Consider the following 25,086-nt stretch of genomic DNA (forward strand, 5'->3'; position numbering starts at 1 on the left):
AAAACTGGCGGAGTGGACGGGACTCGAACCCGCGACCCCCGGCGTGACAGGCCGGTATTCTAACCAACTGAACTACCACTCCTGGCAGGCAGCTTTCGCTTGTCTGAACCAAAATTCAAACAAGCCAAGCGCTACAACTTGGCGACCCCACGGGGATTCGAACCCCGGTACTCACCGTGAAAGGGTGATGTCCTAGGCCTCTAGACGATGGGGTCAAAACCTTGGAACTAACCGATTACCAACAAGCCGACAAATTTTGGTGGAGGTAAACGGGATCGAACCGATGACCTCTTGCATGCCATGCAAGCGCTCTCCCAGCTGAGCTATACCCCCAAACTTCCTTGCATCCCTGGCTTCAGGTCAAAGAAAAACCCTTGCACATCCTGCGACCTGCAAGGGTTTCAAACTGGCGGAGTGGACGGGACTCGAACCCGCGACCCCCGGCGTGACAGGCCGGTATTCTAACCAACTGAACTACCACTCCTGGCAGGCAGCTTTCGCTTGTCTGAACCAAAATTCAAACAAGCCAAGCGCTACAACTTGGCGACCCCACGGGGATTCGAACCCCGGTACTCACCGTGAAAGGGTGATGTCCTAGGCCTCTAGACGATGGGGTCAAAACCTTGGAACTAACCGATACCAACAAACCGACAAATTTTGGTGGAGGTAAACGGGATCGAACCGATGACCTCTTGCATGCCATGCAAGCGCTCTCCCAGCTGAGCTATACCCCCCTGGACAGCCACAAAACATGTTTTGCGGCAATCACCTGAGCCTTGAATTATAGACAGCTTTTTTAGCGCTTACCGAGCCGAGCAAGAACTTTTTCTCGCCCCATCAGTTCAAGCAGGGCGTCCACCGAAGGCGTGTGCGCCGTGCCTGCCACCAGCACACGAACCGGCATCGCGAGCTGTGGCATTTTCAGTCCATGCTCGGCGAGGGTCTTCTTGATGGCCGCAGCAATGGCTGGCCGCTCCCAAGGGCATTCGGCAAGCGCCTTGGCCAGCGTATCCAATGCCGGCACCACCGCTGCCGTGACATGCTCTGCGCGCTCCTGCGCCGCCTCAGGGACGCTCTCGCCCAGCAGGCGCTCTGCCCAATCGGCCAACGCTACGGTGGTGTCGCAGCGGTCCTTGAACAACGCACACACGGCGCGCAATTGGGTTGCATCACACGCGGCGAACCCGCGTTTTGCCAGTTGCGGCGCAACCAATTGGGCCAGTGCTCCGTCCTCCATCGCCTTGAGGTGCTGGGAATTTACCCAGCGCAGCTTGGCTTCGTCGAATTGCGCAGCGCTGCGCCCCAGGTGGTCCAGATTAAACCACTCGATAAATTGCTGGCGGCTGAAGATTTCATCGTCGCCATGGCTCCAGCCCAGACGCGCCAGGTAATTGATCATGGCGTCGGGCAGATAGCCTTCGTCGCGGTATTGCGTCACGGGCTTGGCACCGTGGCGCTTGCTCATCTTCTCACCCTGTTCATTGAGCACGGTCGGTAGGTGCGCATACACCGGAGGCTGTGCACCCAGGGCCAGGAAGATATTGATCTGGCGCGGGGTATTGTTCACATGGTCATCGCCGCGAATGACGTGCGTGATGGCCATGTCGATATCGTCCACCACCACGCAAAAGTTGTAGGTGGGCGTGCCGTCAGGCCGGGCAATCACCAGGTCGTCGAGCTCGTCGTTGCGGATTTCAATCCGGCCCTTGACCTTGTCGTCCCACGCGACCACCCCACCCTGCGGGTTGCGAAAACGCAGCACGGGTTGCACGCCTTCGGGGATGGGCGGCAACTGCTTGCCCGACTCAGGGCGCCACAGGCCGTTGTAGCGCGGTTTTTCCTTGTTCGCCATCTGCTGCTCGCGCAGGGCGTCGAGCTCTTGCATCGACATGTAGCAGGGGTAGACATGGCCACCCGCCTTGAGTTGCTCGAGCACCTCGCGGTAGCGATCCATGCGCTGCATCTGGTAGAACGGGCCTTCATCCGGCTGCATGCCCAACCACTCAAGACTTTCCAAAATCACATCGACGGCCGCCTGTGTCGAGCGTTCGACGTCCGTGTCTTCGATACGGAGGATGAAGTCGCCACCCGTGGCGCGTGCAAATGCCCAGGGGTAGAGGGCCGAGCGGATATTTCCCAAATGAATGAACCCCGTCGGCGACGGTGCAAAGCGGGTGCGCACGCGCCGTGCTGCAACAGAATTTTGTGAATCGTTCATTTCAGCATGTCCAGGCCGCGCGCGAGGTCGGCCTTCAAATCGTCAATATGTTCCAGGCCAACGGCGAGGCGGATGAGCCCCTGGCCGATGCCGGCAGCATCGCGCTGCGCATCGGTCAGGCGGCCATGCGAGGTGCTCGCCGGGTGGGTAATCGTGGTCTTGGTATCGCCCAGGTTGGCCGTGATGCTGCAGATGCGGGTGCTGTCAATGACCTGAAAGGCCCTGGCCCGCGCCGCAACTGCATCCTTGCCGCCCACCACAAACGACACCACCGCGCCACCCTGGCCCGATTGCTGGCGCATGGCGAGTTCGTGCTGCGGATGCGAAGCCAAACCAGGATAGAACGTGCGCTGCACCGACGGGTGCGCTTCCAGCCATTGCGCCAGCGCCAGCGCATTGGCGCCTTGCGCCTGCATGCGAATGGAGAGCGTCTCCAACCCCTTCAACACCACCCAGGCGTTAAAAGGCGAAAGGTTCATGCCGGCCGTGCGAATCAAAGGTGCGAGCTTGTCTTCGATGAGCGCGCGCGGGCCACACACGGCGCCCGCCATCACCCTGCCCTGGCCGTCGAGGAACTTGGTGCCCGAATGAATGACCAGGTCTGCGCCCAGTGCCGCTGGTTTTTGCAGCGCTGGCGAAGCAAAACAGTTGTCCACCGCCAGCAGCACGCCCGCTTCGTGCGCCAAATCGGCCAGCGCGCGGATGTCGCACAGCTCGGTCAGCGGGTTGGTCGGGGTTTCAGCAAACAGCAGCCGCGTCTCCGGTCGTATCGCTGCGCGCCAAGCCGCCACATTGGTCTGCGGGACAAAACTCGATTGCACGCCGAAGCGCGAGAACTCGCCCGCGATGAGCTTCATGGTCGAGCCGAACATCGACTGAGAGCACACCACATGGTCGCCCGCCTTGAGCAGTGCCAGGCACATCAGCAGGATAGCCGACATGCCGCTGGCGGTAGCGATGGCCGCCTCGGTGCCCTCCATCGCCGCCAGCCGCTGCTCGAAACTGGTCACCGTGGGATTGGCCGTACGGGTATAGGTGTAGCCTGCTTCCTCACCGGCAAAGCGCCGTGCCGCCGTTTCGGCGTCAGGCTGAACAAAGCTGCTGCTCAGATACAGCGCTTCGGAGTGCTCGCCATACTGGCTGCGCGGCACAGCCTGGCGAACCGCCAGGGTGTCAGGGTGCAGGCCAGTGCTATCGAATGCCGTCATCAAACTCTTTCTTTCATTGGACACAATGCATTACGCGGCCGCTGCGTTGGGCAGGGCCAGACGCGAGGCGTCTTCTTCCTCTTCGGCCCCAACACCCTTGCGACCCGCATTGAGGCGCGCAATATCGTCGGGCCCAATGTCACCCGTCACATAGATGCCGTCGAAGCAGGAGGCATCGAAACCCGACAAAGCAGGGTTGCCCTCACCCACGGCCTTTTTCATGGCGTCTACATCCTGGTAGATCAGCGCATCGCAACCGATCAGTGCGCGAATTTCTTCAACGGTACGACCATGGGCCACCAGCTCATCGCTGGTGGGCATGTCAATGCCATACACGTTGGGATAGCGCACCGGTGGCGCCGCGCTGGCAAGGTACACCTTGCGCGCCCCCGCTTCGCGCGCCATTTGCACGATTTCGCGGCTGGTAGTGCCACGTACGATGGAATCGTCCACCAGCAGCACATTGCGGCCCTTGAACTCGCTGGCGATCACATTGAGCTTTTGCCGCACCGATTTCTTGCGCACTTCCTGGCCCGGCATGATGAAGGTGCGACCCACATACCGATTTTTCACAAAACCTTCGCGGTACGGCACCCCCAGCAGATGCGCAAGCTGCGTCGCGCTTGGGCGGCTGGACTCCGGAATTGGAATGATCACATCAATTTCACTGGGCGGCACCGTCGAGACGACCCGCGTGGCCAGCGAAGCGCCCAGATTGAGCCGCGCCTGGTACACCGAAATGCCGTCGAGCACTGAATCGGGACGGGCAAGGTAGACGTACTCGAACACACAAGGAAAGTGCTGCGGCGCATCGGCGCACTGCTGGGCATGCACATTGCCAGCCAGATCAATGAAGAGCGCTTCGCCGGGCGCCACGTCGCGCTCGAATTGGTGTCCTGTCCCCTCGATAGCGACGGACTCGCTGGCCAACATGATGGCGCCGTCTGGGCTGCGCCCCATCGCGAGCGGTCGAATGCCATAGGGGTCGCGAAAGGCTACCAGGCCATGGCCCGCAATCAGGGCGATCACCGCGTACGAGCCGCGAATGCGCTTGTGCACTGCCCGCACCGCCTTGAACACATCGTCGGGTTGCAAGGGTATGCCACGCGTCGCGCGCTCTAGCTCATGGGCGAACACGTTGAGCAAGACCTCGGAGTCGCTATCGGTATTGGTGTGGCGGTGGTCGGTGGAAAAAAGCTCCGCTCGCAGGGCCGTGGCGTTGGTCAGGTTGCCGTTGTGCACCAATACGATGCCAAAGGGAGCGTTGACATAAAACGGCTGAGCCTCCTCTTCGCTGAAGGCATTGCCTGCAGTGGGATACCGAACCTGGCCCAGGCCCGAATTGCCGGGCAACGCGCGCATGTTGCGTGTGCGAAACACGTCGCGCACCATGCCTTTTGCTTTGTGCATGAAGAACTTGCGCTCCTCCTGCGTCACGATACCCGCTGCATCCTGACCCCGGTGCTGGAGCAGCAGCAGCGCGTCGTAGATCAATTGGTTGACGGGCGCTCCACTGACCACACCCACAATTCCACACATACTGGTTCCATCCATTCGCAGGCCATGACCCGCATTGCACCGAAGGGACTGGCGATGCCAGTCTTCAAAAATAGCATTCCACGGCCATGACTCAGGCCGGCAGCATGGAGCCGAATTTTTCGGGCAATGCAGGGCGCAAGCCCTGAAGCACGCTCGCGATGCGCGGCCCGCTGAGCGACCCGGTCCACCAGGCAGCAGACCCTATGGGGGTCAATTGCGCCACTACGCCCAGCACCAGCACCAGCACCCCGGCGCGCACCACGCCAAAAACGGCGCCCAACACCCGATCCACCGGCCGCAGCCCAACCGCTTCTATCAGCTTCTTTGCCAACCAGGCCACCAGGCTGCACGCAAACAGCGTAGCGATAAACACAAGGACGAAGCCCGCCGCATAACGAACCGGCTCAGCTGCCTCGCCCATAGGCAAAAGGGCCGCCGCCGCTGCTGCGAACCACTGGGCAACCAAAAACGCCGCCACCCAAGCCAGAAGGGAAAGCACTTCGTATACCAGCCCGCGCCACGCACCCAGCAATAAAGAGGCAAACGCCACCGCCAGCAGCACCCAGTCGAGTGCAGCCAGTTGCAGCGAAGACGCGTCGGGCATTTTTTCTGGCACGCGGCTCACAAGGTGAGGATCGCAGCCGGCAAGCCAAGGGCCTTGATCTTTGCCGAAGCCTTCTCGGCTTGCTCACGCCCCTGGAACGGTCCCACACGCACACGGGTGCGCATTCCATCTTTGGTCTGCACCGCCTGCGTATAGGTCGTGATGCCTGCCCGCTCTAGCTTTTGCCGCGCTTCGCGCGCCTTGGCTTCGTCAGAAAACGCGCCGACTTGCACGATAAAGCGATCGCCGCCAGCCGCAGCCGCAGCCGCAGCCGCAGCCGTCGGCGTTGCCGCCAGAGTGGCGGCGGCCACTTTGCCCGAACGCCCTTCAAGCAGTGCACGCGCCCGATCGGCCTCGTTGACAGACGCAACTGGGGGCGCGGGTGAACGAACGACCACTGCGGGTGGCTCGGTTCTGGCTTCGCTCCGGGGCTCGCTCTTGGCCGCACTCCTGGTCTCACTCTTGTTCGCGACGGCCTGCGGCTTGGCCTCGGTAAAGGCAGGTTTGCTGGCATCCTTGTGCACAGGGGCAGGCACAACCGCATGCTCTGGAGCGGGCTTGGCGACTTTGACCACGGGTTCTGACGCACGCGCAGCCACTACAGGCGCAGCCTCGGTGCTCGCCGCAGGGGGTGCCACCACCGCAGGTACCACCAGGGGCGCTACCTTGTCACGGTCAGGGATTTCGATGCGGGTGTCGACCGGAATGGGACGCGGCTGGGTGTCAAAGATCAGCGGAAAACCCACCACCCCGAGCAGTACCAGCAAGGCGGCACCGATCAAGCGATGCCGGGCACGCCGGCGCATGACTTCTACGGTTTCGCCGCGCACTGCCCGTGCTACCTTGGCAGGCTTGCCCTCTGCAGCTTGTTGCCCGGGCCAGCGAATCTTGAAAAGTGCCATGAATGGGTAGAAAACTAAGGCTTGCTTACACCGCTTTTGCTGGTGCTCCAGCCAAGGTGCTTGGCCTGCAACTTGGGCGTGCCATGCTCCAGGACACCGCCTACCGTGTAGAAAGAGCCAAAAACGACGATTCTATCAGCGGCACCCGCCGCGGCCACCGCCGCATCAAGCGCCTCCTGGGGCGTTGCGTGCAGGCTCACCGGGATGCCCTTTCGTCTGCTCAGACCGGCCGCCAGGCTTTCCCAGAGTTGCGCGAGATCGGCGGCGCTGGCAGCACGCGCAGTGGGCAAATCGGTGAAATACCAGCGGTCCACCAAGAGGCCAATTCTCGCCAGCATGCCTTTGATGTCTTTGTCAGCCATGGCACCGAAGACGACGTGCGTCGTCGGATGAAAGCGCATTGCATCCAGGTTGGCCGTGAGCGCAGCGACAGCATGCGGGTTGTGGGCCACGTCAAGCACCAGCGTCGGCTCGCCGGGCACGATCTGGAAACGCCCAGCCAGTTCGACCATGCCCAGACCATTGCGCACGGCCTGCGCCGTCACTGGAATCCGATCGCGCAGCGCGTCGAGCGCCGCCAGTGCGCCTGAGGCGTTGACCAGCTGGTTGGCGCCGCGCAGTGACGGATAGGCCATGCCGGCATAGCGGCGACCCCGGCCAGCCCAGTTCCATTGCTGTTTGTCACCGGAAAAGTTGAAATCATGGCCGAAACGCCAGAGGTCGGCACCAATTTCGCGCGCATGGTCCACCACGCTCTGCGGCGGCATCGGGTCGCAGACGATGGCCGGGCGGCCGGTGCGCATGATGCCCGCCTTCTCTCGCCCGATGCTTTCACGGTCAGGCCCGAGGTACTCGGTGTGGTCGATGTCAATGCTGGTAATGACCGCGCAATCGGCGTCCACGATATTCGTCGCATCAAGCCGGCCACCCAGCCCGACTTCCAGAATGGCGAGATCCAGCTTGGCCAGACTCATCAGGCGCAGGATGGCCAGCGTTGTGAATTCAAAGTAGCTGAGCGAGATTTCTTGGCCATTTTGGCCTCTGGCGCTCTCTACGGCTTCAAAGTTTGCTATTAACTCAGAAGCACTTACCGCTTCGCCATGAATGCGGCAGCGCTCTTCGAAATGCACCAGGTGCGGCGAGGTGTACACACCGGTGCGGTAGCCAGCCTGGAGCGCCACGGCCTCGATCATGGCGCAGGTCGAACCCTTGCCATTGGTCCCGGCAACGGTAATCACGGGGCAATCAAAATGCAGATTGAGCCGCTCGGCCACTGCGCGCACGCGCTCCAGGCCCAGGTCGATCTGCTGCGGATGGATGCGCTCGCAGTGGGCGAGCCAATCCTGAAGGGTAATAGGTGGGGTTGCTGGCATACGGGGCACGATTGTCCTCCGAGTCGCGGTTTGGGCCATGATGGATGCATGAAAAACCCTGTGCTTTACGGCCTCTCCAACTGCGATACCGTGCGCAAGGCACGCGCCTGGCTGTCTGGCCGGGGCGTGTCCTACGAGTTCCATGACTTCAAGAAGTCCGGCGTGCCGCAAGACGCGCTGGCGCGCTGGCTGGAGGTGCTGGGCCACAAGGCGCTTGTCAACCGCAAGGGAACCACCTGGCGCCAGCTCGACGCCGCCGAGCAGGCGGCCGTGACGGGCGATACACGGGCGCTGGCACTGCTGCTGGCGCATCCCAGCGCCATCCGCAGGCCCGTGGTCGAATGGCCAAACGGCGACATCACCACGGGGTTTGACCCCACAGACTGGGAGCCGCGCAACAAAAACCCGCCAAGCGCCTGATTGCGCACACTTCTTTACGCAGATTTACGGCGCGCACCATCGCCATTCATGGCCGCTGGATAAACTTTCCTTCACCTTGGCGCGTTGTATAGGCGCTTTTGAAAGGGGATCACCATGAAGAAGATTTTGCTGTTTTCGCTGATTGCCAGTGCATCGGCCATGGCCGTCGCACAGGAACGCGGCCGCGTGCTGTCGGTCACGCCCATCATTGAACAGGTGGCCGTTCCGCGGCAGGTGTGCGGTAACGAGACGGTGTACACGGGGCCGCAAACCAGCGGCGGCGGCGCGGTGCTGGGCGCCATCGCTGGCGGCGCAGCCGGCAACGCCATCGGTGGAGGTAGCGGGCGCGCCGCTGCCACGGCGATTGGCGTGATTGGCGGGGCCCTGCTGGGCAACCAAATCGAAGGCAATGGCCGGCCCGAGTACCAGAACGTGCAGCGCTGCGGCACCCAAATGTCCTACGAAAACCGCACCGCAGGCTACGACGTGGTCTATGAATACGCCGGCAAACGCTACACCACGCGCACCCAAACCGACCCGGGCCGCTATATCGCCCTGAGCGTACAACCGCAGCAACAAGGCTACGACCAGCCCTACGACGACAACGGCTACAGCGAGCGCGGGGTGGTCGTCTCGCCGTACGCCACGGCCCCCATGCCGCCGCAGCCTGTGGTAACGCCTGGCGTGACGATCATTGATTACGGCTACGAGAGCCCACGCCCCTACTATCCCTACCCACCGCCGCGCCACCATTGGCGCTAAGCGGCAGACCACCAGGCCCTTCGGGGCCTTTTTTCATGGCCTACCGTGCGCGCGAGCAGCGGCCCCATGAGGCAGACAGGGCTGGCCTAAAATCTCCCCGTCTCAAGCTCACCCCAAAGCGTTCTGCACCACCATGACCACCGAAAAGATCGACGGCGTGTCCGTCACCACCCAGGCCAGCGTGTATTTCGATGGCAAATGCGTCAGCCACGGCATCACATTCCCTGATGGAACAAAGAAATCGGTGGGCGTGATCCTGCCCGCGACGCTGACCTTCAAAACCGGTGCGCCGGAAACGATGGAAGGCGTTGGCGGCTCCTGCGAGTACCGCCTCGCCGGCAGCGACACCTGGGTGGCATCTGGCACGGGTGAACGTTTCAGCGTGCCCGGCAACAGCCAGTTCGACATCCGCGTCACAGGCGCCTACCACTACATCTGCCACTTCGGCTGAACCATGGCCACCATCCTCCAACACCTCCCTCTCGGCCAGAAGGTCGGTATCGCATTCTCCGGCGGCCTGGACACCAGCGCTGCTTTGCTGTGGATGAAGCAGAAGGGCGCCCTGCCCTACGCCTACACCGCCAACCTGGGCCAGCCCGACGAGGCCGACTACGACGCCATTCCGCGCAAGGCCATGGAATACGGTGCCGAAAAGGCGCGCCTGATCGACTGCCGCACGCAGCTGGCCCATGAGGGCATCGCCGCGCTGCAATGCGGTGCGTTCCACATCAGCACCGGCGGACTGACCTACTTCAACACCACGCCACTGGGCCGTGCCGTCACCGGCACCATGCTGGTGGCCGCCATGAAGGAAGACGACGTCAACATCTGGGGTGATGGCAGCACCTTCAAGGGCAACGACATCGAGCGTTTCTACCGCTACGGCCTGCTCACCAACCCCTCGCTCAAGATCTACAAGCCCTGGCTCGACCAGCTGTTCATTGACGAACTGGGCGGCCGCGCCGAAATGTCGGCCTTCATGACGCAGCACGGCTTTGGCTACAAGATGAGCGCCGAGAAGGCCTACAGCACCGACAGCAACATGCTCGGCGCCACGCACGAGGCCAAGGACCTGGAGTTTTTGAACAGCGGCATTCGCATCGTCAACCCCATCATGGGCGTGGCCTTCTGGAAGGAAGACGTTGCCGTCAAGGCGGAAGAAGTCACGGTGCGGTTTGAAGAAGGCCAGCCCGTGGCGCTCAACGGCGTCGCGTTCAACGACCCCGTCGAGCTGATTCTGGAAGCCAACCGCATCGGCGGCCGCCACGGCCTGGGCATGAGCGACCAGATCGAGAACCGCATCATCGAAGCCAAGAGCCGCGGCATCTACGAAGCCCCCGGCCTGGCGCTGCTGCACATCGCCTACGAGCGCCTGGTGACCGGCATCCACAATGAGGACACCATCGAGCAGTACCGCATGAACGGCCTGAAACTCGGGCGCCTCTTGTACCAGGGCCGCTGGTTCGACCCGCAAGCCATCATGCTGCGCGAGAGTGCCCAGCGCTGGATCGCGCGCGCCGTCACCGGCAGCGTGACGCTGGAGCTGCGCCGGGGCAACGACTACTCGCTGCTCAACACCGAGAGCCCCAACCTCACCTACCACCCGGAGCGCCTGTCGATGGAAAAGGTGGAAGACGCGCCTTTCTCACCGCAAGACCGCATCGGCCAGCTCACCATGCGCAACCTCGACATCGTGGACACGCGTGCCAAGCTCGGCATCTACGCCAACGCGGGCCTGCTGTCGCTGGGTGGCAACGCCGCGCTGGCGCAGTTGGGCGACGGCAGCACCAAGAAATAAGTAAGAAATTGGCCTCTAGCGCTTTATCTATAAGCGCTAATAGCTACAAAATATATAGCAAACCGCCTGCCTGTAAAGCCAGGCGGTTTTCTTTTGTCACGCCGCGGCGGGCTCCGGTGCACGGCCGATGGAGCGCACGATGGCGGCCAGCACCACACCGTAGGCGGGCACGAACAGCAGCAGGCTCACGCCCAGCTTGATGGCGTAATCGACCCAGGCGATTTCAACCCAGTGCGCAGCCATGAAGGCATCGGGGCTGTGCCAGAAGGCGATAGAGAAAAAGGCCGCCGTGTCCAGCGCCTGGCCAAACACCGAGGCGGCTGCGGGCGCCAGCCACCAGGCCCGGCTTCGCTGGCGGATGCGGTCAAACACCTGGATGTCGAGCAATTGACCCAGTGCATAGGCCGCAAAACTGGCGAATGCGATGCGAAACACGAAGGTGTTGAAGTCGCCCAGGGCGCTCCAACCATTGAAGTGGCCTTGGTGGAACAGCACGCCGACGATGTACGAGGCCAGCAGCGCGGGCAGCATGGCGCGGGTGATCACGCGGCGCGCATGCGTCTTGCCGATCAGGCGCACGGTCAGGTCGGTCGCCAGAAAAATGAAGGGGAAGCTGAACGCCCCCCAAGTGCTGTGAAAGCCCAGCAGGGTGATAGGCAGTTGCACCAGGTAATTGCTGGCGATGACGATGGCGACGTGGGACGCCACCAGGAGGGACAGGTACAGCGGCACGCGCGTCGGCGTTGCCTGGATGGTGCTCATGGCACTCCTTTTTGATGAATGGGGGCGAGGGAACCCATGTGGTGGCGATAGTGCCGGGTGGCGATTGTATTCACCTCTTGCGTGCCACGCGGATCGGACAGCGCCACGGCCATGCGTTCGCGCAGCACCGCTCGCAGGCTTGTCTGCGTCGCCACCCCATCAAAGAGGCGCCGGCAGCCACCCAAAAAAATGCGTCAAACCACCACCGGCTCCGGCTCCAGCCGGATGCCAAAACGCTCATACACACTGGTCTGTATGGCCTTGGCCAGCGTCATCACCTCCCCGCCGGTCACGCTGTCGGTGCCGTGGCCGCGGTTGACCAGCACCAGCGCCTGCTTTTCATAGACCGCTGCCTTGCCCACGGTTTTGCCCTTCCAGCCGCAGGCGTCGATGAGCCAACCGGCCGCGAGCTTGATGCGGCCGTCGGGCAGCGCGTAGTGCACGATTTTGGGGTCGCGGGCGATGATGTCCTGGCACTGCTCGGGCGTGACGGTGGGGTTCTTGAAAAAGCTGCCGGCATTGCCGATGACGGCGGGGTCGGGCAGCTTGGCGCGGCGAATGTCGCACACCCAATCGAAGATCTGCTGCGCCGTGGGTTCGCCCGTACCCGCTTCTTGCGCGCAGCGCTCCAGCTCCAGGTAGCCCAGCTCAGGCTTCCACGCCTTGGGCAGGCGAAAGCGCACCTGCGTGATGACGGCGCGGCCCGCCAAGCCCATGCCCCACGCCGGGCGGCCGGGCTCGGCCGTTTCAACGGGCGGGTGCTTGAACACCGAATCGCGGTAGCCAAAGCCGCATTGCGCGGCGTCGAGCGAAAAAAGCTCGCCGGTGGCCAGATCGATGGCATCCAGCGAATCAAAGCGGTCCTGCAGCTCGACACCGTAGGCGCCGATGTTCTGCACGGGCGCGGCGCCCACCGTGCCGGGAATGAGTGCCAGGTTTTCCAGACCGGGCCAACCCTGGGCCAGGGTCCATGCGACCGTGTCGTGCCAGTTCTCTCCGGCGCCAACCTCCACGATCCAGGCATCTGAGGTTTCCGCGACGAGGCGCCGGCCGGGAATTTCCACCTTGACCACCACGCCCTGGACATCGCCGGTGAGCACCACATTGCTGCCGCCGCCCAAAATGAACAAAGGCTGGCTGGCCAGCGGTGGGAAGGCTCGCAGTTCCTGGACATCCTTGACCGAGCGCACATGCACCAGTGTTTCCGCACGGGCCATGATGCCAAAGGTGTTGTAGGGCTGAAGCGAGCAGTTTTTCTCGACTAACATTGGGCGAATTGTCGCATTTGCCCCCTATCCGGGCGCATTTTCTTGAGGAGTCCTGCTGCCATGCCATCGTTCGATACCGTTTGTGAAGCCGATTTTGTGGAAGTGAAGAACGCCGTCGAGAACGCGGCCAAGGAAATCGGCACGCGTTTCGATTTCAAAGGCACATCGGCCGCCGTGGAGCTGAAGGACAAGGAAATCACGATGTTCGGTGACGCCGAATTCCAGCTCACGCAAGTGGAAGACCTACTGCGGGGCAAGCTGACCAAGCGCAACGTGGACGTGCGCTTCCTCGACATCGGCAAACCGCAGAAGGTCGGCGGCGACAAGGTCAAACAGGTCATCAAGGTGCGCAACGGCATCGAGAGCGAGCTGGCCAAGAAGCTGCAAAGACTGATGAAGGACAGCAAGCTCAAGGTGCAGGCCGCCATTCAAGAGGAGAAGGTGCGCATCACCGGCGCCAAGCGCGACGACCTGCAGGCAGCGATGGCACTGATCCGCAAGGAGATCACCGATATGCCGCTGACCTTCAACAACTTTCGCGACTGACATGGCCCGCGCCACGCCCCGTCTTTCCGCAGCGTGCCTGGCGCTGGGGTTTGCGCTCGGCGCCGCGGCAACGGCCCAAGCGGCCGATGCCGTGCTGGCCGGCGTACTGGGCAGCAAGGCCTTGCTGGTAGTGGGTGGCAGCGCACCGCACGCGGTGGCACCCGGCGAGCATTACCTTGGCATCACCCTGATCTCCGTCAATGGCGACGGCGCGGTGGTCGAGGTCGATGGTCAGCGGCGCAATCTGCGCCTGGGCGCCCCAGTGAGCGTCGGGGGAAGCGGGGCGAGCCTACGCGTGGTGCTGGCGCCCGACAGCCTGGGCCACTATATGCAGCAAGGCCAGGTCAATGGGCGCACGGCCATGTTCATGGTCGATACCGGCGCTTCAATGGTTGCCATGGGCCAAGCCGACGCGGAACGCATGGGGCTCGATTTCCGCAAGGGCCGGATGGTAGGCATACGCACGGCCAACGGTACCGCACAAGGTTGGCAGGTCAAGCTCGATTCGGTGCGCCTGGGCGGTATCGAGCTGTTTGGCATTGACGCTGTCGTCACCCCGCAGCCCATGCCTTTTGTGCTGCTCGGCAACAGCTTTTTGTCGGAACTGCAAATGACGCGCAACGCCCAGCAAATGGTGCTAGAGAAGCGCTGATGGCAACCGAGGCGCTGGCGCGCAACCCCCACGACGAAGAGTATGAGGACTTGCTCAGTCTCTGGGGAGATCTGGAATCCGCCCTGTCGGTGCTGCTCTCCAGGCCCACCCATGTGCACGATTTCGGTGCCAAGCTGCGCCAGTTCGACCGCTGGCTACAGGAACTCGTAGCGCACGACATCGATGCATCGCTCTACCTGATGTTCCAGCTTGCCTCGACCTCGACGGTAGGCTACAGCGCATCGCACGCGCTGGTCTGCGGCACGCTGTGCCACATCATGGCACGCGAGTTCAACCTGCCCGACCACGAACGCAATGCCCTGGTGCGCGCCGCGCTCACCATGAACATCGGCATGACACAGATGCAGGACGAACTTGCGGTGCAACGCGAAGCGCCCAGTCCCGCGCAGCGGCAGGCCATTGCCGAACACCCACGCAAAAGCCAGGACCTGCTCGAGCAACTGGATATCAGCAATGACCTGTGGCTCGACATCGTGGGCCAGCACCACGGCAATCTGCCCGCATCAACACTGCTGGCGCAGTTGTCGCCAGTAGACCGCCTTACCCGCATTCTGGGCACCATCGACCGCTACGCCGCCATGATCAGCCCGCGCAAGTCACGCGCCGGGCGCAGCGCCACCGATTCGGTACGTGCCTTGGTCGGCCAGGAGATCGACCAGCACGACGAAGTCGGCCTGATGCTGGTCCGCACCGTGGGCCTGTGCCCGCCCGGCACCTTTGTGCGCCTGGACAACGGTGATACCGCCATCGTGCTGCGCCGGGGCGACAAGCCCAATATGCCGCTGGTGGCCAGCGTGCTCGACGCGAGCGGCGCGCACTGTCACGAACCACAGATTCACCCCACCGCAGCCGGCAAGCCGCGCGTGCAATCGGCGCTGGCGCACACCAGCGTGACGGTGGACATGAACCACCGCACCATGGTGCGCCTTGGCCTGTACGCGGCGCAGCGGGCAGCGGCACTGGTCACACACAGTGGCGCGGCGGCACTGACACCACACGGCGCCGTGGTTTAAGCCACCGACCTTCGCTGGCGACTGGCTAGTGCTGGTGCCCCCAGACGAGCATGGCATCGCGCCCTTGCACCGCCAGATCGACCCTGGCCCCCACGGGGAGCAGCACCTTGGTCGCGACATGGCCGTACGGCAAACCGGTGAGCACGGGCACCGCCATCTGGCTGCGCAGCCACTGCACCACGCTGTCCATGCCGAACCCCTTGTCGTGCGGCGCCAGGCGAATCCCGGTGAACTGGCCCAGCAGCACCGCTTTTTGCCGCGCCAGCACCCCCGCGTAGAGCAGTTGCGTGAGCAAGCGCTCTATGCGGTAGGGGTGCTCGTTGACGTCTTCCAGGAAAAGCACACCGCCTTCGACTTGCGGCAGCCAGGGCGTGCCCACCAACGAGGCCAGTACGGCGAGGTTGCCGCCCCAGAGCGGCGCGCCATGGACCTCGAACGCATAGTCCGGCGTGCTCTCGCGGGCGACGCGGCTGCGTGGATACGGCAGGCGCCAGCCCGTGCCTTCTCCATAACCGGTGAGCAGGTCGTCAAAGCAGGCTTCCATGATGTCGTCTGGCTCGCCTGCCACGCCGAAATCGGGGCACAGCGCGGGCCCGGCCCAAGTGGTGGCGCCGGTACGCGCCTGCACCGCGCTCTGGAAGGCGGTGAAGTCGCTCACACCGACAAAGTGCATGCCGCCTTCCACCGCCTTGGCCACTGCGGCGTAGTCGATGCCCGGCAGGATGCGGGTCAGCCCATAGCCGCCACGCGAGACCAGCGCCACATCGGCGCCGCTGGCAGCCGCGCGGGCAATGGCGGCGATGCGCGTGGCGTCGTCGCCGGCAAAGCGGGTGTGCACCGCCAGGGCGTCGCGGTCGACCTCTACCTCGTGGCCGAGCGCCTGCAGCCGTTTGACGCCACGGCGAAACGCCGCCTTGTCGCGCACCGCGCTCGAAGGCGAATAAATATAGATGTGGCGCGGGCCGTGCGTATGGCCGCAATCGCAGCCGCCGCCGGGCGTGTGGAAATGGTGATCGTGGGACAAGGCGAAAGTGCGGCAAGGCGCAAGTAAAACGTTCAGCGGCCCGCGGTTTCAGGCCGCAGGACCGGGCTGCCCGAAGTATTCCACAGCCTGCCGCGCAATCGGCCCACCATGCTCCTGCACGAAATGCCCGGCCTGCGGCAGCACCACGGGCGGCGGACAACCACGTACCTGCGCTGCCAGATGCCGCACCACGGAAACGCCCAACACCGGGTCTTGCGCGCCAACAAACATCAGGCTGCGACCGGTCCAGTCGTTCTGCCAGAAATCACGTGCCGCCCGTGACAGAGCGGCGCCCGGCGCATCCAAGGTGCCGGGCACCATGGGCGGAAAGGCACGCGGCGCGGCGCGAAAGCCGGCATCCGGGAAAGGTGCATCGTAGGCGCCGCATTCCGCCTCGGTCATCTGCGGGTTGCCACGGCCCAGCAGCCGACCCACGCCAAACAGGGGCTTTTGCGCGCACATCTCGCGCCAAGCCATGAAACCTGGGGGCAGCGGCTGCTCGCCCGTCGCCAGCAGCGTGTTCATGGCCAGCAAACCGGCAAAGCGCGCGGGCATTTCCATCGGCAGGGTGAGTCCCAGAATGCCGCCCCAGTCCTGTACCACCAGCACACAGCGCCGCAGGTCAAGCCGCTCAATCAACTCCAGCAGCACCTGGCGGTGCCATGCGAAGGTGTGAAAGGCGTCTTTCTTGGGCTTGTCGCTCTTGCCAAAACCGATCAGATCGGGCGCCACCACGCGGTGGCCAGCGGCAAGGAACACGGGAACCATGTGCCGGTAGAGGTAGCTCCAGGTCGGATTGCCGTGCAGGCACAGCCAGGTGAGCGGTGCATCCTGCGGGCCTTCGTCGAGGTAGTGCAGGCGCAGGCCGGCCAGCGCGGGAAGATCATTGAGGTAATGGGGCTCCCATGGGTAACCCGGCAGGCCGGCAAAGCGGGCATCCGGCGTGCGCAGCGCGTCCTGGCGCAGCGGATGGGCAGCCAGGGCGCGGGTGCGCTGCTCGCTGCGGCGGACCTTGAAGAAGGAGGCGAGCAAGGCGCCGCATTCCTCTGCCAGCACCCCGCCCACACGCTGCGTCTGGTGGTTGAGCTGCGGGTGGGCGAACAGGTCGAGCACCGAACCGGCGGCGCCCGTTTTGGGGTCGGCGGCGCCAAACACCACACGCGCCAGCCGGGCGTGCAGCATGGCGCCGCTGCACATGGCGCAGGGTTCCAGCGTGACGTACAGCGTGCAGTCGCTCAGCCGGTAGTTGCCCAGCGCCTGCGCTCCAGCGCGCAGCGCGGCGATCTCGGCGTGTGCCGTGGGGTCGTGGCCCTGCAAGGGGGCGTTGCGGCCGGTTGCCACCACTTCGCCGCCGCGTACCAGCACGGCGCCCACAGGCACTTCGCCGGCGGCCGCGGCGGCCCGGGCCTCGGCCAGAGCCAGTTGCATGAAGTGGGTGTCAGAGTCCAAAACACTACCAAATTAATAGCTTGTAGCGCTTACTGCATATGCGATAGAGGCCAATTTGACCTGAAATTCATTCTGCCGGTTCAGGCCGCGGTTGGTTCAACGCGTTTTCCAGCGCCTTCTTGTAGTGCTGCTCAATCTGCTGGCTTTGGTCGCGCACCGTCGCTGGTGCCGAAGCACCGCTGGCCGGAGCGCTCTGCAGTGCTGGCACGGCGGCACGGGTGGTGTCCAGGCTCTTGCGGGTCATCAGCGCGACCAGCGCAAGGGCCACCAGCAAAGCAACCAGCCCCAGACCAGCGCGCATGTCATTTCTCCTGTGTCGAAACCAGCCCCAGCGTTTCCATCCAATGTGCAAGCGCCTGGGCGTCGGCATCACCGGCGCGGTAGCGCGCATGCAGCGCCGCGTGCGACTCGGGGCGGTGCTGGTTCAGCTTGAGCGTGCATTGCAGCTCGGTCACGCGCAGTTCGAAGCCGACGATGGCCTTGAGCATCTTGCTGGTGTAGTCCTCGTCCAGGGCGCGCCACTGCGCGGCATAGGGCGGCTCGTGCTGGCCGATCAGCGCTTTGAGGAGTGCGTCCTTGCCCTCTGCCTCGTCCACCAGCGTCGCCTCGACGCGGCAATGCACGGCCAGGTAGTTCCAGCTCGGCACGCGCGCCCGGTCGGGGTAGACCGCGGGCGAGAGGTAGGCGCCCGGCCCCAGAAACGTCACCAGCGCCTGCGGCCGCGCCGCAAGGTAGCGCCAATGTGGGTTGGCGCGCGCGCAGTGGCCCAAAAGCACCAGCGCTTCGCCCGGCTCACCGTCCACCTCCCGCAGGTGCAGCGGCAGGTGCGAGACCACCGGAAACCCGCTGTCGTCGGTGGACACCAGGCTCGCCAGTGGGTGCGCACGCATCAGGGCGCGCGCGTGGGCCGGGTCGGTGGAACGGAACTGCGGTGGCTGGTACATGGCGTGCCTTGTGCGGGAATTAGTTCAGCGCTACGCGCGAACCGTCCTTGTAGGTATAGAGCGTGACAGCAGGTTCCGTCAACTCACCCTTGGGCGTGAACGCAATGTTGGCCGTGACACCGTGGTACTGCGCCTTGTGAATGAAGGGCGTGAAGACCTTGGGGTCGACCGAGTCGGCGCGCTTCATCGCGTCGACCAGCACCATGGCGGCGTCGTAGGCATAGGGGCTGTAGATCTGGAACTGGCCGGGGAACTTGGCGTCGTAGCGCTTCTTCCAGTCGGCACCGCCTTGCATTTTGTCCACCGAAGCGCCACCCGTGGCGCAGGTCACGTTGCGCAGCGTTGCGGCCTTGGCGGCCAACTCGGGCAGCTTGGGCGTGCACAGCGCGTCGCCGCCGAAGAACTTCACATTGGCCAGGCCAAGCTGCTCCATCTGGCGCAGCATGGGACCAGCTTGCGCATCGAGCCCACCGTAGAAGATGGCGTCGGGCTTCTTGCTCTTGATCTTGGTGAGGATGGCCATGAAGTCGGTCGCCTTGTCGGTGGTGAACTCCTCGGCCACCACGTTCATGCCCTTTTGCTTGGCCGTTGCCTTGAAAACGGAAGCCACACCCTGGCCGTAAGCCGTGCGGTCGTCAATGATGGCGACGTTCTTGAGCTTGTAGTAGTCGGCCGCAAACAGCGCCAGCGCGCCGCCGAGCGCGTTGTCATTGGCGATCAGGCGGAAGGTGGTGGGGTAGCCGGGTTTGGTCAAATCGGGGTTGGAAGCCGAGGCGGTAATGTTGGGCAGGTCGCACTTGGCGTACACCGAGGAGGCGGGAATCGACGTGCCCGACTGCAAATGCCCGACCACGCCAGCGGCATGCTCGTCGCACAGCTTTTGTGCGACGGCGGTGGCCTGGCGCGGATCGCCGGCGTCGTCTTCGGCAATCAGCTCAAAACGAATCTTGTGCCCGCCGATGGTGAGCTTCTCGGCGTTCAGGTCATCAACCGCCATGCGCACGCCGTTTTCGGTGTCCTTGCCGATGTGGGCAATGCCGCCAGAAACCGGTCCGGCGTGGGCGATTTTCACCACCTGAACGTCCTGCGCCGATGCGGCGGAGGCGCCCAGAACAAGGGCAGTGGCAAGGCACAGAGGCAGGGCCTGTGGCGGGCGGATCGAAAACACGGTCATGACGCTCAAACTCCAAACAGAACACAAAAAAAAGCCCACAACAGGGCAAGAAACGCGGGACGCGCCGTGTGACGCATCGGCACCCACATGGTAGTCGTACCGCAACACCCGTGCAGGCAAGTACAGCATTGGAAGTGCTATTTATTTTATAGCTTACAAAGCTTTATATAAAGGCGACAGAGGCCTATTTTGCTTAAAAACTTTTGCAATGCACGCAGGCTTGCCGCACAATGTTTTTCATGCAAAACAACTTCATCGCCAACGAACCGGTTGCCTCGGCCAGCGGTCGCACGCTCGACGTCATTGATCCGTCGGACGGGCAGGTCTTTGACCACCTCCAGCGCAGCGACGCCAGCGACATCGACAGCGCCGTACAGGCGGCGCGCCACTGCTTCGAGACCCTGTGGCGCCCCATGGCGCCGGCCGATCGCGGGCGGCTGTTGATGCGGCTCTCCCATGCCATCACGGCGCATGGCGACCAACTCGCCGCGCTGGAGCAACGCGACTGCGGCAAGCCCACGGGCCAGGCGCGCGCCGATGTCCTGGCACTGGCGCGCTACTTCGAGTTCTACGCCGGCGCCTGCGACAAGCTGCACGGGGAGACCCTGCCCTACCAGGAAGGCACCAGCGTCCTGACCTGGCGCGAGGCGCATGGCGTCACAGGCCATGTCATCCCGTGGAACTACCCGATGCAGATTTTCGGCCGCAGCGTGGGCGGCGCGCTGGCAGCGGGCAACACCTGCGTCGTCAAACCGTCCGAAGACGCCTGCCTGTCGCTCTTGCGCGTGGCGCAGTTGGCCGCCGAGGTGGGGTTTCCGCCCGGCGCGATCAACCTCGTCACCGGCTACGGGCACGAGGTGGGCGACGCGCTGGCCCGCCACGCCGGCATTGACCACATCAGCTTTACCGGCAGTCCCGGCGTCGGCACGCTGATCGCCCAGGCCGCCGCCGAACGCCACTGCCCGGTGACCCTGGAGCTTGGCGGCAAGAGCCCGCAGATCGTCTTTGCCGACGCCAACCTGGACGCGGCGCTCCCCGCCATCGTCAACGCCATCGTGCAGAACGCAGGCCAGACCTGCTCGGCCGGTTCGCGCCTGTTGGTCGAGCGCAGCCTGTACGAGCCGCTCCTCGAACGCCTGGGCGCCCTGTTTTCAGGCCTGTGCGCCGGGCCGGCCAGCATGGACCTCGATGTCGGGCCCTTGATCCGCGCCACGCAGAAGGAGCGCGTGCTGGGCTTCCTGGAAGATGCCCACACCGCCGGTATTGCCACCGTGGCCCAGGGCAGCGTGGTCCCTGAGGCGCCCCCGGGCGGCTTCTACGCGGCCCCCACCTTGCTGCGCGATGTTCCCCCGGAGCACCGTCTGGCGCAAGAGGAAATCTTCGGGCCGGTGCTCTGTGCCATGCCCTTTGACGACGAGGACCACGCGGTGCAGCTGGCCAATGGCACGCGCTTCGGCCTGGTCGCCGGCGTATGGACTCAGCAGGGCGCACGCCAGTTGCGGATGGCGCGGCGATTGCAATGCGGGCAGGTGTTCATCAACAACTACGGCGCGGGCGGCGGGGTGGAACTGCCGTTTGGCGGCGTGAAATCGTCGGGCTATGGGCGCGAGAAGGGTTTTGAAGCGCTGTATGGCTTCACCACGCTCAAGACCGTGGCCATCCGCCACGGCTGACGGCCGTTTCAGCGCCGGTCAGGCGTATCGCCAGCGTTTCCGCCCAGCACCTCAGCCCAGCACTTGCTTGAGCGCCGCGTCGTACAGATTCGTAAGGCGGTCGGTCACCTCCAGCAAGCGCTCGCTCGTGGTCGCTACATCAGCCAGGCCGCGCGCATCGGCCTTGCGCTGCAGAGCCGCGCTGAAGAACAGCCATTGCCCATCGCCCAGCGCCAACTCGTCGCGAATGGCGGGCGTGGACAGCGGCGCTGAGGCCAGGGTCGCCATGGCTTTGTGAAACTCGTCCGCATCGCTTGCCAGTTGCGCCCGCGCGCCTTTGAAATCGCCGCCGGTGGCCAGCAGAAAATAGTTCTTGGCAAGGCGCTGCGAGAGCGCACGCTGGCGGCCGGCAAGGTTTACCAGTTTGGCGGTGGAGGCTTTGGACGATTTCTCGAACGCCTCGGTCGCCGTGTTGGCGACGGCCAGCATGCGGTCGGCCTGCGCCGCCACGGCAGCCACCGACTGCACAGTGGGCGGCATGACGAGCAGCGCTTCGAGCGTATCCACCGATTTGTGGACCTCGGTGATCTGCTGCGCCAGGTCTGCGGGCCAGGGCACGCTCGCCAAATCCTCAAAGCCCGAGCGCACCAGCTTCCTGGCCGATGCCATGACGCTGGTCGCCTGATCGGGCAGCACCGCCAGTTGCATTTGCGCATAGGCCTTGGCGATGCGCTGCGACAAAGCGCGGTAGCGGGCGATGCGGTTAATGGCCGTGGAAACCGCAATCTGCGCTTGCGCTGCGCTCATGGCGGGAAGCAGCAAGGCGGCTGCCAGGGTTTGCACCACGGCACGGCGGGTGGCAAGGCGAGAGCGGCGGCAGGAAGAATGCGCAATCACAATGGGCTCCAAAAGGCCCGGGTTGGGCCTAAGCCCGGATTGTGTTGCGGCACGGCGCTCAACGACCTGATCCGCATCAAGTCGCAGCAGTGCACGAGACAGCCGCCCCGCCCGCCTGCTTCGCGCCAGAATAGGCACTCGTCGGGCCAGCACCCCGTCCCTCCAACTGCCACGAAAGACCCGCCCATGCGCCTCGCCCAGAAGTCCATCATCGTCACCGGCGCCGGCAGCGGCATTGGCGAGGGCATTGCCCTGCGCCTGGCCGCCGAGGGCGCACGCGTCATCGTCAACGACATCAACGCCGATGCGGGCGAGCGCGTGGCCTTAGCGATTCGGGCTACCGGTGGCGAGGCGCAGTTCTTTCGCGCCGACGTGACCCGCTCTGCCGATGTGAAAGCCCTGGTGGCGGAGGCTGTGCGCCTCTACGGCCGACTCGACGTGGTGGTCAACAACGCCGGCTGGACGCACCGCAACCGCCCCATGCTGGAAGTGTGCGAGGAGGACTTCGACAAGGTCTATGCGATCAACGTGAAAAGCATCTACCTCTCGGCCATCCACGCCGTGCCAGCCATGCGCGCCAACCCACCGCTGGCCGATGGGGCCAGGAGTGGCGGCAGTTTCATCAACATCGCCTCCACGGCGGGCCTGCGGCCCAGGCCAGGCCTGACCTGGTACAACGGTTCCAAAGGCGCGGTGATCACCACCAGCAAATCCATGGCCGCAGAACTCGGGCCCGAGAACATCCGCGTCAATTGCTTGAACCCCGTGTTCAACCCCGACACCGGCCTGGCCGCCGAATTCGCCGGCGGCCCGGTGGACGAGGCGCGCCGGGCGAAGTTTCTCGCCACCATTCCGCTGGGGCGCTTTTCGACCGCGCTGGATGTGGCCAACGCCGCCTTGTACCTCGCCAGCGACGAGGCGGCGTTCATCAGCGGCGTCTGCATCGAGGTGGATGGGGCGCGCTGCGTGTGAATCTTGCCGACCGCGAATGACCCTATTCGGGGTGTGCGGCAAAATCGGGGCATGGCTGAACGCGTGATTCCTCTGGTTGATGCCCGGGTGGCGGCACTTCCCGTCCCGGCGGGCACGGGCGCGGCGCCATCGGGCCGTTTGGTCGACACATTGAACAGGCCGCTGCGCGACCTGCGCATCAGCGTGACCGACCGCTGCAACTTCCGCTGCAACTACTGCATGCCCAAGGAAGTGTTCGACAAGGAACACGCTTACCTGCCCCACAGCGCGCTGCTCACGTTCGAGGAAATCACCCGCCTGGCGCGCGCGTTCCTGGCGCATGGCGTGCGCAAGATTCGCCTCACCGGCGGCGAGCCGCTGCTGCGCAAGGACATTGAGGATCTGGTGGCGCAACTGGCCGCGCTGCGCACGGTCGATGGCCAGCCCCCTGAACTCACGCTGACCACCAATGGCTCGCTACTGGCGCGCAAGGCACACGCCTTGAAGGAAGCGGGCCTGAACCGTGTCACCGTCAGCCTCGACGGGCTTGACGATGCCGTGTTCCGGCGCATGAACGATGTGGACTTCCCGGTGGCCGACGTGCTGGCAGGGATCAACGCAGCGCGCGAAGCAGGCCTCTCGGGCCTGAAGGTCAACATGGTGGTCAAGCGCGGCACCAACGAGCACGAAATTCTGCCCATGGCGCGCCACTTTCGCGGCACCGGCATCACACTGCGCTTCATTGAATACATGGACGTCGGCGCCACCAACGGGTGGCGCATGGACGAAGTGCTGCCGTCCCGCGAGGTGATCGCCCTGCTGCGCGCCGAGCTGCCGCTGGTGCCGCTCGATCCCAGCGCGCCAGGCGAAACCGCCGAGCGCTGGGGCTACGCCGACACCGCTGGCCGCCATGACCCGCTGCTTGGCGAGGTGGGCGTGATCAGCAGCGTCACCCAGGCATTCTGCGGCGCCTGCAACCGCGCCCGCCTCTCCACCGAGGGGCGCATGTATTTGTGCCTGTTCGCCGGCCAGGGCTACGACCTGCGCGCGCTGCTGCGCGGCGGCGCCAGCGACGCCGGCCTGAACGACGCCATCGCCGCCATCTGGCAAGGCCGGGCTGACCGCTACTCCGAGCTGCGCGCCAGCCTGCCCGCCGACGCCAGCCGAGACAGCGCCGCGCCACGCCGCGTTGAAATGAGCTACATCGGTGGGTAACGCGCCAACCCTTTCCCTCTTCTTCTCCTGCGCTGCCCCCGCCGCGCAGGCAAACCGCCATGATTGACACCCAGGACATCACCGGCCTGATCCTCGCCGGCGGCCGCGGCTCACGCATGGGTGGGGTGGACAAAGGCCTGCAGGCGTTTCGCGGCGTGCCGCTGGCGCTGCACACGCTGCTGCGCCTGCAGAGGCAGGTCGGCGCGACCATGGTCAACGCCAATCGCAACCTGGCGGCCTACGAATCCTTTGGCGTGCCGGTGTGGCCCGATGGCGACAGCGACTTTTCCGGCCCGCTCTCGGGTTTTCTCACCGGGCTGGAGCGCTGCGAGACGCCCTGGCTGCTTACCGTGCCCTGCGACACGCCGCTGTTCCCGCTGGACCTGGCCCAGCGCCTGGCGCAGGCGGCCGAGCAGGAACAGGCCGATATCGCCATGGCCGCCGCGCCCGAAGCGGGCAAGGACGGCAGCCTGCAAGTGCGGCCGCAGCCGGTGTTTTGTCTGCTGCGGGTCGATCTGCTGGAAAGCCTGGTGCGCTTCACCCAGGGCGGCGGGCGCAAGATCGACGCCTGGACAAGCCAGCACCGCTGTGCCATCGTCCCCTTTGATGCGCCGGGCGACGACGCCAGCGCCTTCTTCAACGCCAACACCCTCGCCGAGCTGCAAGCGTTGGAATCGCGCAGCCCAACCTGAGC

The 25,086-nt window shown here is 64.3% G+C and carries 25 protein-coding genes and 6 tRNA genes; 11 read left to right on the plus strand and 20 right to left on the minus strand.

All coding sequences use genetic code 11. The features are described 5' to 3' along the window. Positions 1–5 precede the first annotated feature (5 nt). From D3F03_RS16435 to folC, 12 genes are all read right to left on the minus strand, one after another. Positions 6–82: transfer RNA gene (locus tag D3F03_RS16435), tRNA-Asp, on the minus strand. 57 nt (positions 83–139) lie between these two features. Beyond that, a tRNA-Glu gene (locus D3F03_RS16440) sits at positions 140–215 on the minus strand. Between the two features lie 42 nt (positions 216–257). Next, positions 258–333, minus strand: a tRNA-Ala gene (locus D3F03_RS16445). A 74-nt stretch (positions 334–407) separates the two neighbouring features. After that, positions 408–484, minus strand: a tRNA-Asp gene (locus tag D3F03_RS16450). A 57-nt stretch (positions 485–541) separates the two neighbouring features. Next, positions 542–617, minus strand: a tRNA-Glu gene (locus D3F03_RS16455). 41 nt (positions 618–658) lie between these two features. Then, positions 659–734, minus strand: a tRNA-Ala gene (locus D3F03_RS16460). 62 nt (positions 735–796) lie between these two features. Then, positions 797–2,218: a glutamate--tRNA ligase gene (gene gltX / locus D3F03_RS16465; protein ID WP_119110525.1), complete on the minus strand. Its 1,422-nt coding sequence runs from the start codon at positions 2,216–2,218 to the stop codon at positions 797–799. Further along, positions 2,215–3,426 carry an O-succinylhomoserine sulfhydrylase gene (locus tag D3F03_RS16470; RefSeq protein ID WP_119110526.1) on the minus strand — a complete coding sequence of 404 codons (1,212 nt, stop codon included), beginning with the start codon at positions 3,424–3,426 and terminating at the stop codon, positions 2,215–2,217. Before D3F03_RS16470 ends, gltX begins: the two co-directional genes overlap by 4 nt. Positions 3,427–3,456: 30 nt before the next feature. Next, entirely contained in the window at positions 3,457–4,965 is a 1,509-nt protein-coding gene (gene purF / locus D3F03_RS16475; RefSeq protein ID WP_119110527.1) for an amidophosphoribosyltransferase, read from the minus strand. 91 nt (positions 4,966–5,056) lie between these two features. Next, entirely contained in the window at positions 5,057–5,545 is a 489-nt protein-coding gene (locus D3F03_RS16480; RefSeq protein ID WP_119110559.1) for a CvpA family protein, read from the minus strand. Between the two features lie 41 nt (positions 5,546–5,586). Continuing rightward, positions 5,587–6,471 carry an SPOR domain-containing protein gene (locus tag D3F03_RS16485; protein ID WP_119110528.1) on the minus strand — a complete coding sequence of 295 codons (885 nt, stop codon included), beginning with the start codon at positions 6,469–6,471 and terminating at the stop codon, positions 5,587–5,589. A gap of 14 nt (positions 6,472–6,485) precedes the next feature. Next, on the minus strand, positions 6,486–7,844 hold the full coding sequence (folC, locus tag D3F03_RS16490) for a bifunctional tetrahydrofolate synthase/dihydrofolate synthase (RefSeq protein WP_119110529.1): 1,359 nt from the start codon (positions 7,842–7,844) through the stop codon (positions 6,486–6,488). Between the two features lie 48 nt (positions 7,845–7,892). Here folC and D3F03_RS16495 point away from each other — a divergent pair, with 48 nt between their 5' ends. The 4 genes from D3F03_RS16495 (at position 7,893) to argG (ending at position 10,824) form a co-directional block, all read left to right on the plus strand. Next, positions 7,893–8,264, plus strand: a complete 372-nt coding sequence (locus D3F03_RS16495) for an arsenate reductase (RefSeq protein WP_119110530.1) — start codon at positions 7,893–7,895, stop codon at positions 8,262–8,264. A 114-nt stretch (positions 8,265–8,378) separates the two neighbouring features. Beyond that, on the plus strand, positions 8,379–9,026 hold the full coding sequence (locus D3F03_RS16500) for a glycine zipper 2TM domain-containing protein (RefSeq protein WP_119110531.1): 648 nt from the start codon (positions 8,379–8,381) through the stop codon (positions 9,024–9,026). Between the two features lie 133 nt (positions 9,027–9,159). Further along, entirely contained in the window at positions 9,160–9,477 is a 318-nt protein-coding gene (gene ppnP, locus D3F03_RS16505) for a pyrimidine/purine nucleoside phosphorylase (RefSeq protein ID WP_119110532.1), read from the plus strand. A 3-nt stretch (positions 9,478–9,480) separates the two neighbouring features. Next, complete coding sequence (argG, locus tag D3F03_RS16510; RefSeq protein WP_119110533.1) at positions 9,481–10,824, plus strand: argininosuccinate synthase; 1,344 nt, start codon at positions 9,481–9,483, stop codon at positions 10,822–10,824. Positions 10,825–10,920: 96 nt separating this feature from the next. Here argG and D3F03_RS16515 read toward each other — a convergent pair whose 3' ends face one another. Together D3F03_RS16515 and murB are read right to left on the minus strand one after the other, a co-directional pair. Further along, positions 10,921–11,586 (minus strand): 7-cyano-7-deazaguanine/7-aminomethyl-7-deazaguanine transporter, encoded by a 666-nt coding sequence (locus D3F03_RS16515; protein ID WP_119110534.1) that lies wholly within the window; start codon positions 11,584–11,586, stop codon positions 10,921–10,923. A gap of 194 nt (positions 11,587–11,780) precedes the next feature. Beyond that, on the minus strand, positions 11,781–12,854 hold the full coding sequence (gene murB, locus D3F03_RS16525; protein ID WP_119110536.1) for a UDP-N-acetylmuramate dehydrogenase: 1,074 nt from the start codon (positions 12,852–12,854) through the stop codon (positions 11,781–11,783). A gap of 60 nt (positions 12,855–12,914) precedes the next feature. Between murB and D3F03_RS16530 the strand changes: the two genes are divergently transcribed. From D3F03_RS16530 to D3F03_RS16540, 3 genes are read left to right on the plus strand one after another with little or no spacing between them, the layout of a single operon-like run. Continuing rightward, positions 12,915–13,400: a YajQ family cyclic di-GMP-binding protein gene (locus D3F03_RS16530; protein ID WP_119110537.1), complete on the plus strand. Its 486-nt coding sequence runs from the start codon at positions 12,915–12,917 to the stop codon at positions 13,398–13,400. Between the two features lies 1 nt (position 13,401). After that, a complete protein-coding gene (locus D3F03_RS16535; RefSeq protein WP_119110538.1) occupies positions 13,402–14,052 on the plus strand; it encodes a retropepsin-like aspartic protease family protein in 651 nt (216 codons plus the stop codon). After that, positions 14,052–15,086, plus strand: a complete 1,035-nt coding sequence (locus D3F03_RS16540) for an HD-GYP domain-containing protein (protein WP_119110539.1) — start codon at positions 14,052–14,054, stop codon at positions 15,084–15,086. Before D3F03_RS16535 ends, D3F03_RS16540 begins: the two co-directional genes overlap by 1 nt. A 25-nt stretch (positions 15,087–15,111) precedes the next feature. On the opposite strand, the gene D3F03_RS16545 is transcribed toward D3F03_RS16540, so the two are convergent. The 5 genes from D3F03_RS16545 to D3F03_RS16565 all read right to left on the minus strand — a co-directional run bounded on the left by D3F03_RS16545 (position 15,112) and on the right by D3F03_RS16565 (position 19,677). After that, positions 15,112–16,110 (minus strand): LD-carboxypeptidase, encoded by a 999-nt coding sequence (locus tag D3F03_RS16545; protein ID WP_119110540.1) that lies wholly within the window; start codon positions 16,108–16,110, stop codon positions 15,112–15,114. A 48-nt stretch (positions 16,111–16,158) separates the two neighbouring features. Beyond that, the gene (tadA, locus tag D3F03_RS16550; RefSeq protein ID WP_425453166.1) at positions 16,159–17,559 is read right to left on the minus strand and encodes a tRNA adenosine(34) deaminase TadA; all 1,401 of its coding nucleotides are present in this window, start codon (positions 17,557–17,559) and stop codon (positions 16,159–16,161) included. A 67-nt stretch (positions 17,560–17,626) separates the two neighbouring features. Next, positions 17,627–17,860 carry a hypothetical protein gene (locus tag D3F03_RS16555; RefSeq protein WP_119110542.1) on the minus strand — a complete coding sequence of 78 codons (234 nt, stop codon included), beginning with the start codon at positions 17,858–17,860 and terminating at the stop codon, positions 17,627–17,629. A 1-nt stretch (position 17,861) separates the two neighbouring features. Beyond that, positions 17,862–18,503, minus strand: coding sequence for an FMN-binding negative transcriptional regulator (locus D3F03_RS16560; protein ID WP_119110543.1), 642 nt, complete (start codon positions 18,501–18,503; stop codon positions 17,862–17,864). A gap of 19 nt (positions 18,504–18,522) precedes the next feature. Continuing rightward, a complete protein-coding gene (locus tag D3F03_RS16565) occupies positions 18,523–19,677 on the minus strand; it encodes a branched-chain amino acid ABC transporter substrate-binding protein (RefSeq protein WP_119110544.1) in 1,155 nt (384 codons plus the stop codon). Between the two features lie 239 nt (positions 19,678–19,916). Between D3F03_RS16565 and D3F03_RS16570 the strand changes: the two genes are divergently transcribed. Beyond that, a complete protein-coding gene (locus tag D3F03_RS16570; protein ID WP_119110560.1) occupies positions 19,917–21,350 on the plus strand; it encodes an aldehyde dehydrogenase family protein in 1,434 nt (477 codons plus the stop codon). Positions 21,351–21,401: 51 nt separating this feature from the next. Here the strand turns inward: D3F03_RS16570 and D3F03_RS16575 are convergent, their stop codons facing one another. Next, on the minus strand, positions 21,402–22,226 hold the full coding sequence (locus D3F03_RS16575; RefSeq protein ID WP_245960662.1) for a type IV pili methyl-accepting chemotaxis transducer N-terminal domain-containing protein: 825 nt from the start codon (positions 22,224–22,226) through the stop codon (positions 21,402–21,404). Between the two features lie 186 nt (positions 22,227–22,412). Between D3F03_RS16575 and D3F03_RS16580 the strand changes: the two genes are divergently transcribed. From D3F03_RS16580 to mobA, 3 genes are read left to right on the plus strand one after another with little or no spacing between them, the layout of a single operon-like run. Beyond that, positions 22,413–23,198 carry an SDR family oxidoreductase gene (locus D3F03_RS16580; protein WP_119110545.1) on the plus strand — a complete coding sequence of 262 codons (786 nt, stop codon included), beginning with the start codon at positions 22,413–22,415 and terminating at the stop codon, positions 23,196–23,198. A gap of 51 nt (positions 23,199–23,249) precedes the next feature. Further along, complete coding sequence (gene moaA, locus D3F03_RS16585) at positions 23,250–24,392, plus strand: GTP 3',8-cyclase MoaA (protein ID WP_119110546.1); 1,143 nt, start codon at positions 23,250–23,252, stop codon at positions 24,390–24,392. Positions 24,393–24,451: 59 nt separating this feature from the next. After that, a complete protein-coding gene (mobA, locus tag D3F03_RS16590; protein ID WP_119110547.1) occupies positions 24,452–25,084 on the plus strand; it encodes a molybdenum cofactor guanylyltransferase MobA in 633 nt (210 codons plus the stop codon). Positions 25,085–25,086: the final 2 nt, after the last annotated feature.

Origin of the sequence: Simplicispira hankyongi (assembly GCF_003570885.1) — a bacterium.
Classification (GTDB): Bacteria; Pseudomonadota; Gammaproteobacteria; order Burkholderiales; family Burkholderiaceae_C; genus Simplicispira; species Simplicispira hankyongi.

Coding starts and splice junctions, on each gene's coding strand:
- gltX (WP_119110525.1), bottom strand. CDS start 2,218: ATGAACGATTCACAAAATTCTGTTGCAGCACGGCGCGTGCGCACCCGC.
- D3F03_RS16470 (WP_119110526.1), bottom strand. CDS start 3,426: ATGACGGCATTCGATAGCACTGGCCTGCACCCTGACACCCTGGCGGTT.
- purF (WP_119110527.1), bottom strand. CDS start 4,965: ATGTGTGGAATTGTGGGTGTGGTCAGTGGAGCGCCCGTCAACCAATTG.
- D3F03_RS16485 (WP_119110528.1), bottom strand. CDS start 6,471: ATGGCACTTTTCAAGATTCGCTGGCCCGGGCAACAAGCTGCAGAGGGC.
- folC (WP_119110529.1), bottom strand. CDS start 7,844: ATGCCAGCAACCCCACCTATTACCCTTCAGGATTGGCTCGCCCACTGC.
- D3F03_RS16495 (WP_119110530.1), top strand. CDS start 7,893: ATGAAAAACCCTGTGCTTTACGGCCTCTCCAACTGCGATACCGTGCGC.
- D3F03_RS16500 (WP_119110531.1), top strand. CDS start 8,379: ATGAAGAAGATTTTGCTGTTTTCGCTGATTGCCAGTGCATCGGCCATG.
- ppnP (WP_119110532.1), top strand. CDS start 9,160: ATGACCACCGAAAAGATCGACGGCGTGTCCGTCACCACCCAGGCCAGC.
- argG (WP_119110533.1), top strand. CDS start 9,481: ATGGCCACCATCCTCCAACACCTCCCTCTCGGCCAGAAGGTCGGTATC.
- D3F03_RS16515 (WP_119110534.1), bottom strand. CDS start 11,586: ATGAGCACCATCCAGGCAACGCCGACGCGCGTGCCGCTGTACCTGTCC.
- murB (WP_119110536.1), bottom strand. CDS start 12,854: ATGTTAGTCGAGAAAAACTGCTCGCTTCAGCCCTACAACACCTTTGGC.
- D3F03_RS16530 (WP_119110537.1), top strand. CDS start 12,915: ATGCCATCGTTCGATACCGTTTGTGAAGCCGATTTTGTGGAAGTGAAG.
- D3F03_RS16535 (WP_119110538.1), top strand. CDS start 13,402: ATGGCCCGCGCCACGCCCCGTCTTTCCGCAGCGTGCCTGGCGCTGGGG.
- D3F03_RS16540 (WP_119110539.1), top strand. CDS start 14,052: ATGGCAACCGAGGCGCTGGCGCGCAACCCCCACGACGAAGAGTATGAG.
- D3F03_RS16555 (WP_119110542.1), bottom strand. CDS start 17,860: ATGCGCGCTGGTCTGGGGCTGGTTGCTTTGCTGGTGGCCCTTGCGCTG.
- D3F03_RS16560 (WP_119110543.1), bottom strand. CDS start 18,503: ATGTACCAGCCACCGCAGTTCCGTTCCACCGACCCGGCCCACGCGCGC.
- D3F03_RS16565 (WP_119110544.1), bottom strand. CDS start 19,677: ATGACCGTGTTTTCGATCCGCCCGCCACAGGCCCTGCCTCTGTGCCTT.
- D3F03_RS16570 (WP_119110560.1), top strand. CDS start 19,917: ATGCAAAACAACTTCATCGCCAACGAACCGGTTGCCTCGGCCAGCGGT.
- D3F03_RS16580 (WP_119110545.1), top strand. CDS start 22,413: ATGCGCCTCGCCCAGAAGTCCATCATCGTCACCGGCGCCGGCAGCGGC.
- moaA (WP_119110546.1), top strand. CDS start 23,250: ATGGCTGAACGCGTGATTCCTCTGGTTGATGCCCGGGTGGCGGCACTT.
- mobA (WP_119110547.1), top strand. CDS start 24,452: ATGATTGACACCCAGGACATCACCGGCCTGATCCTCGCCGGCGGCCGC.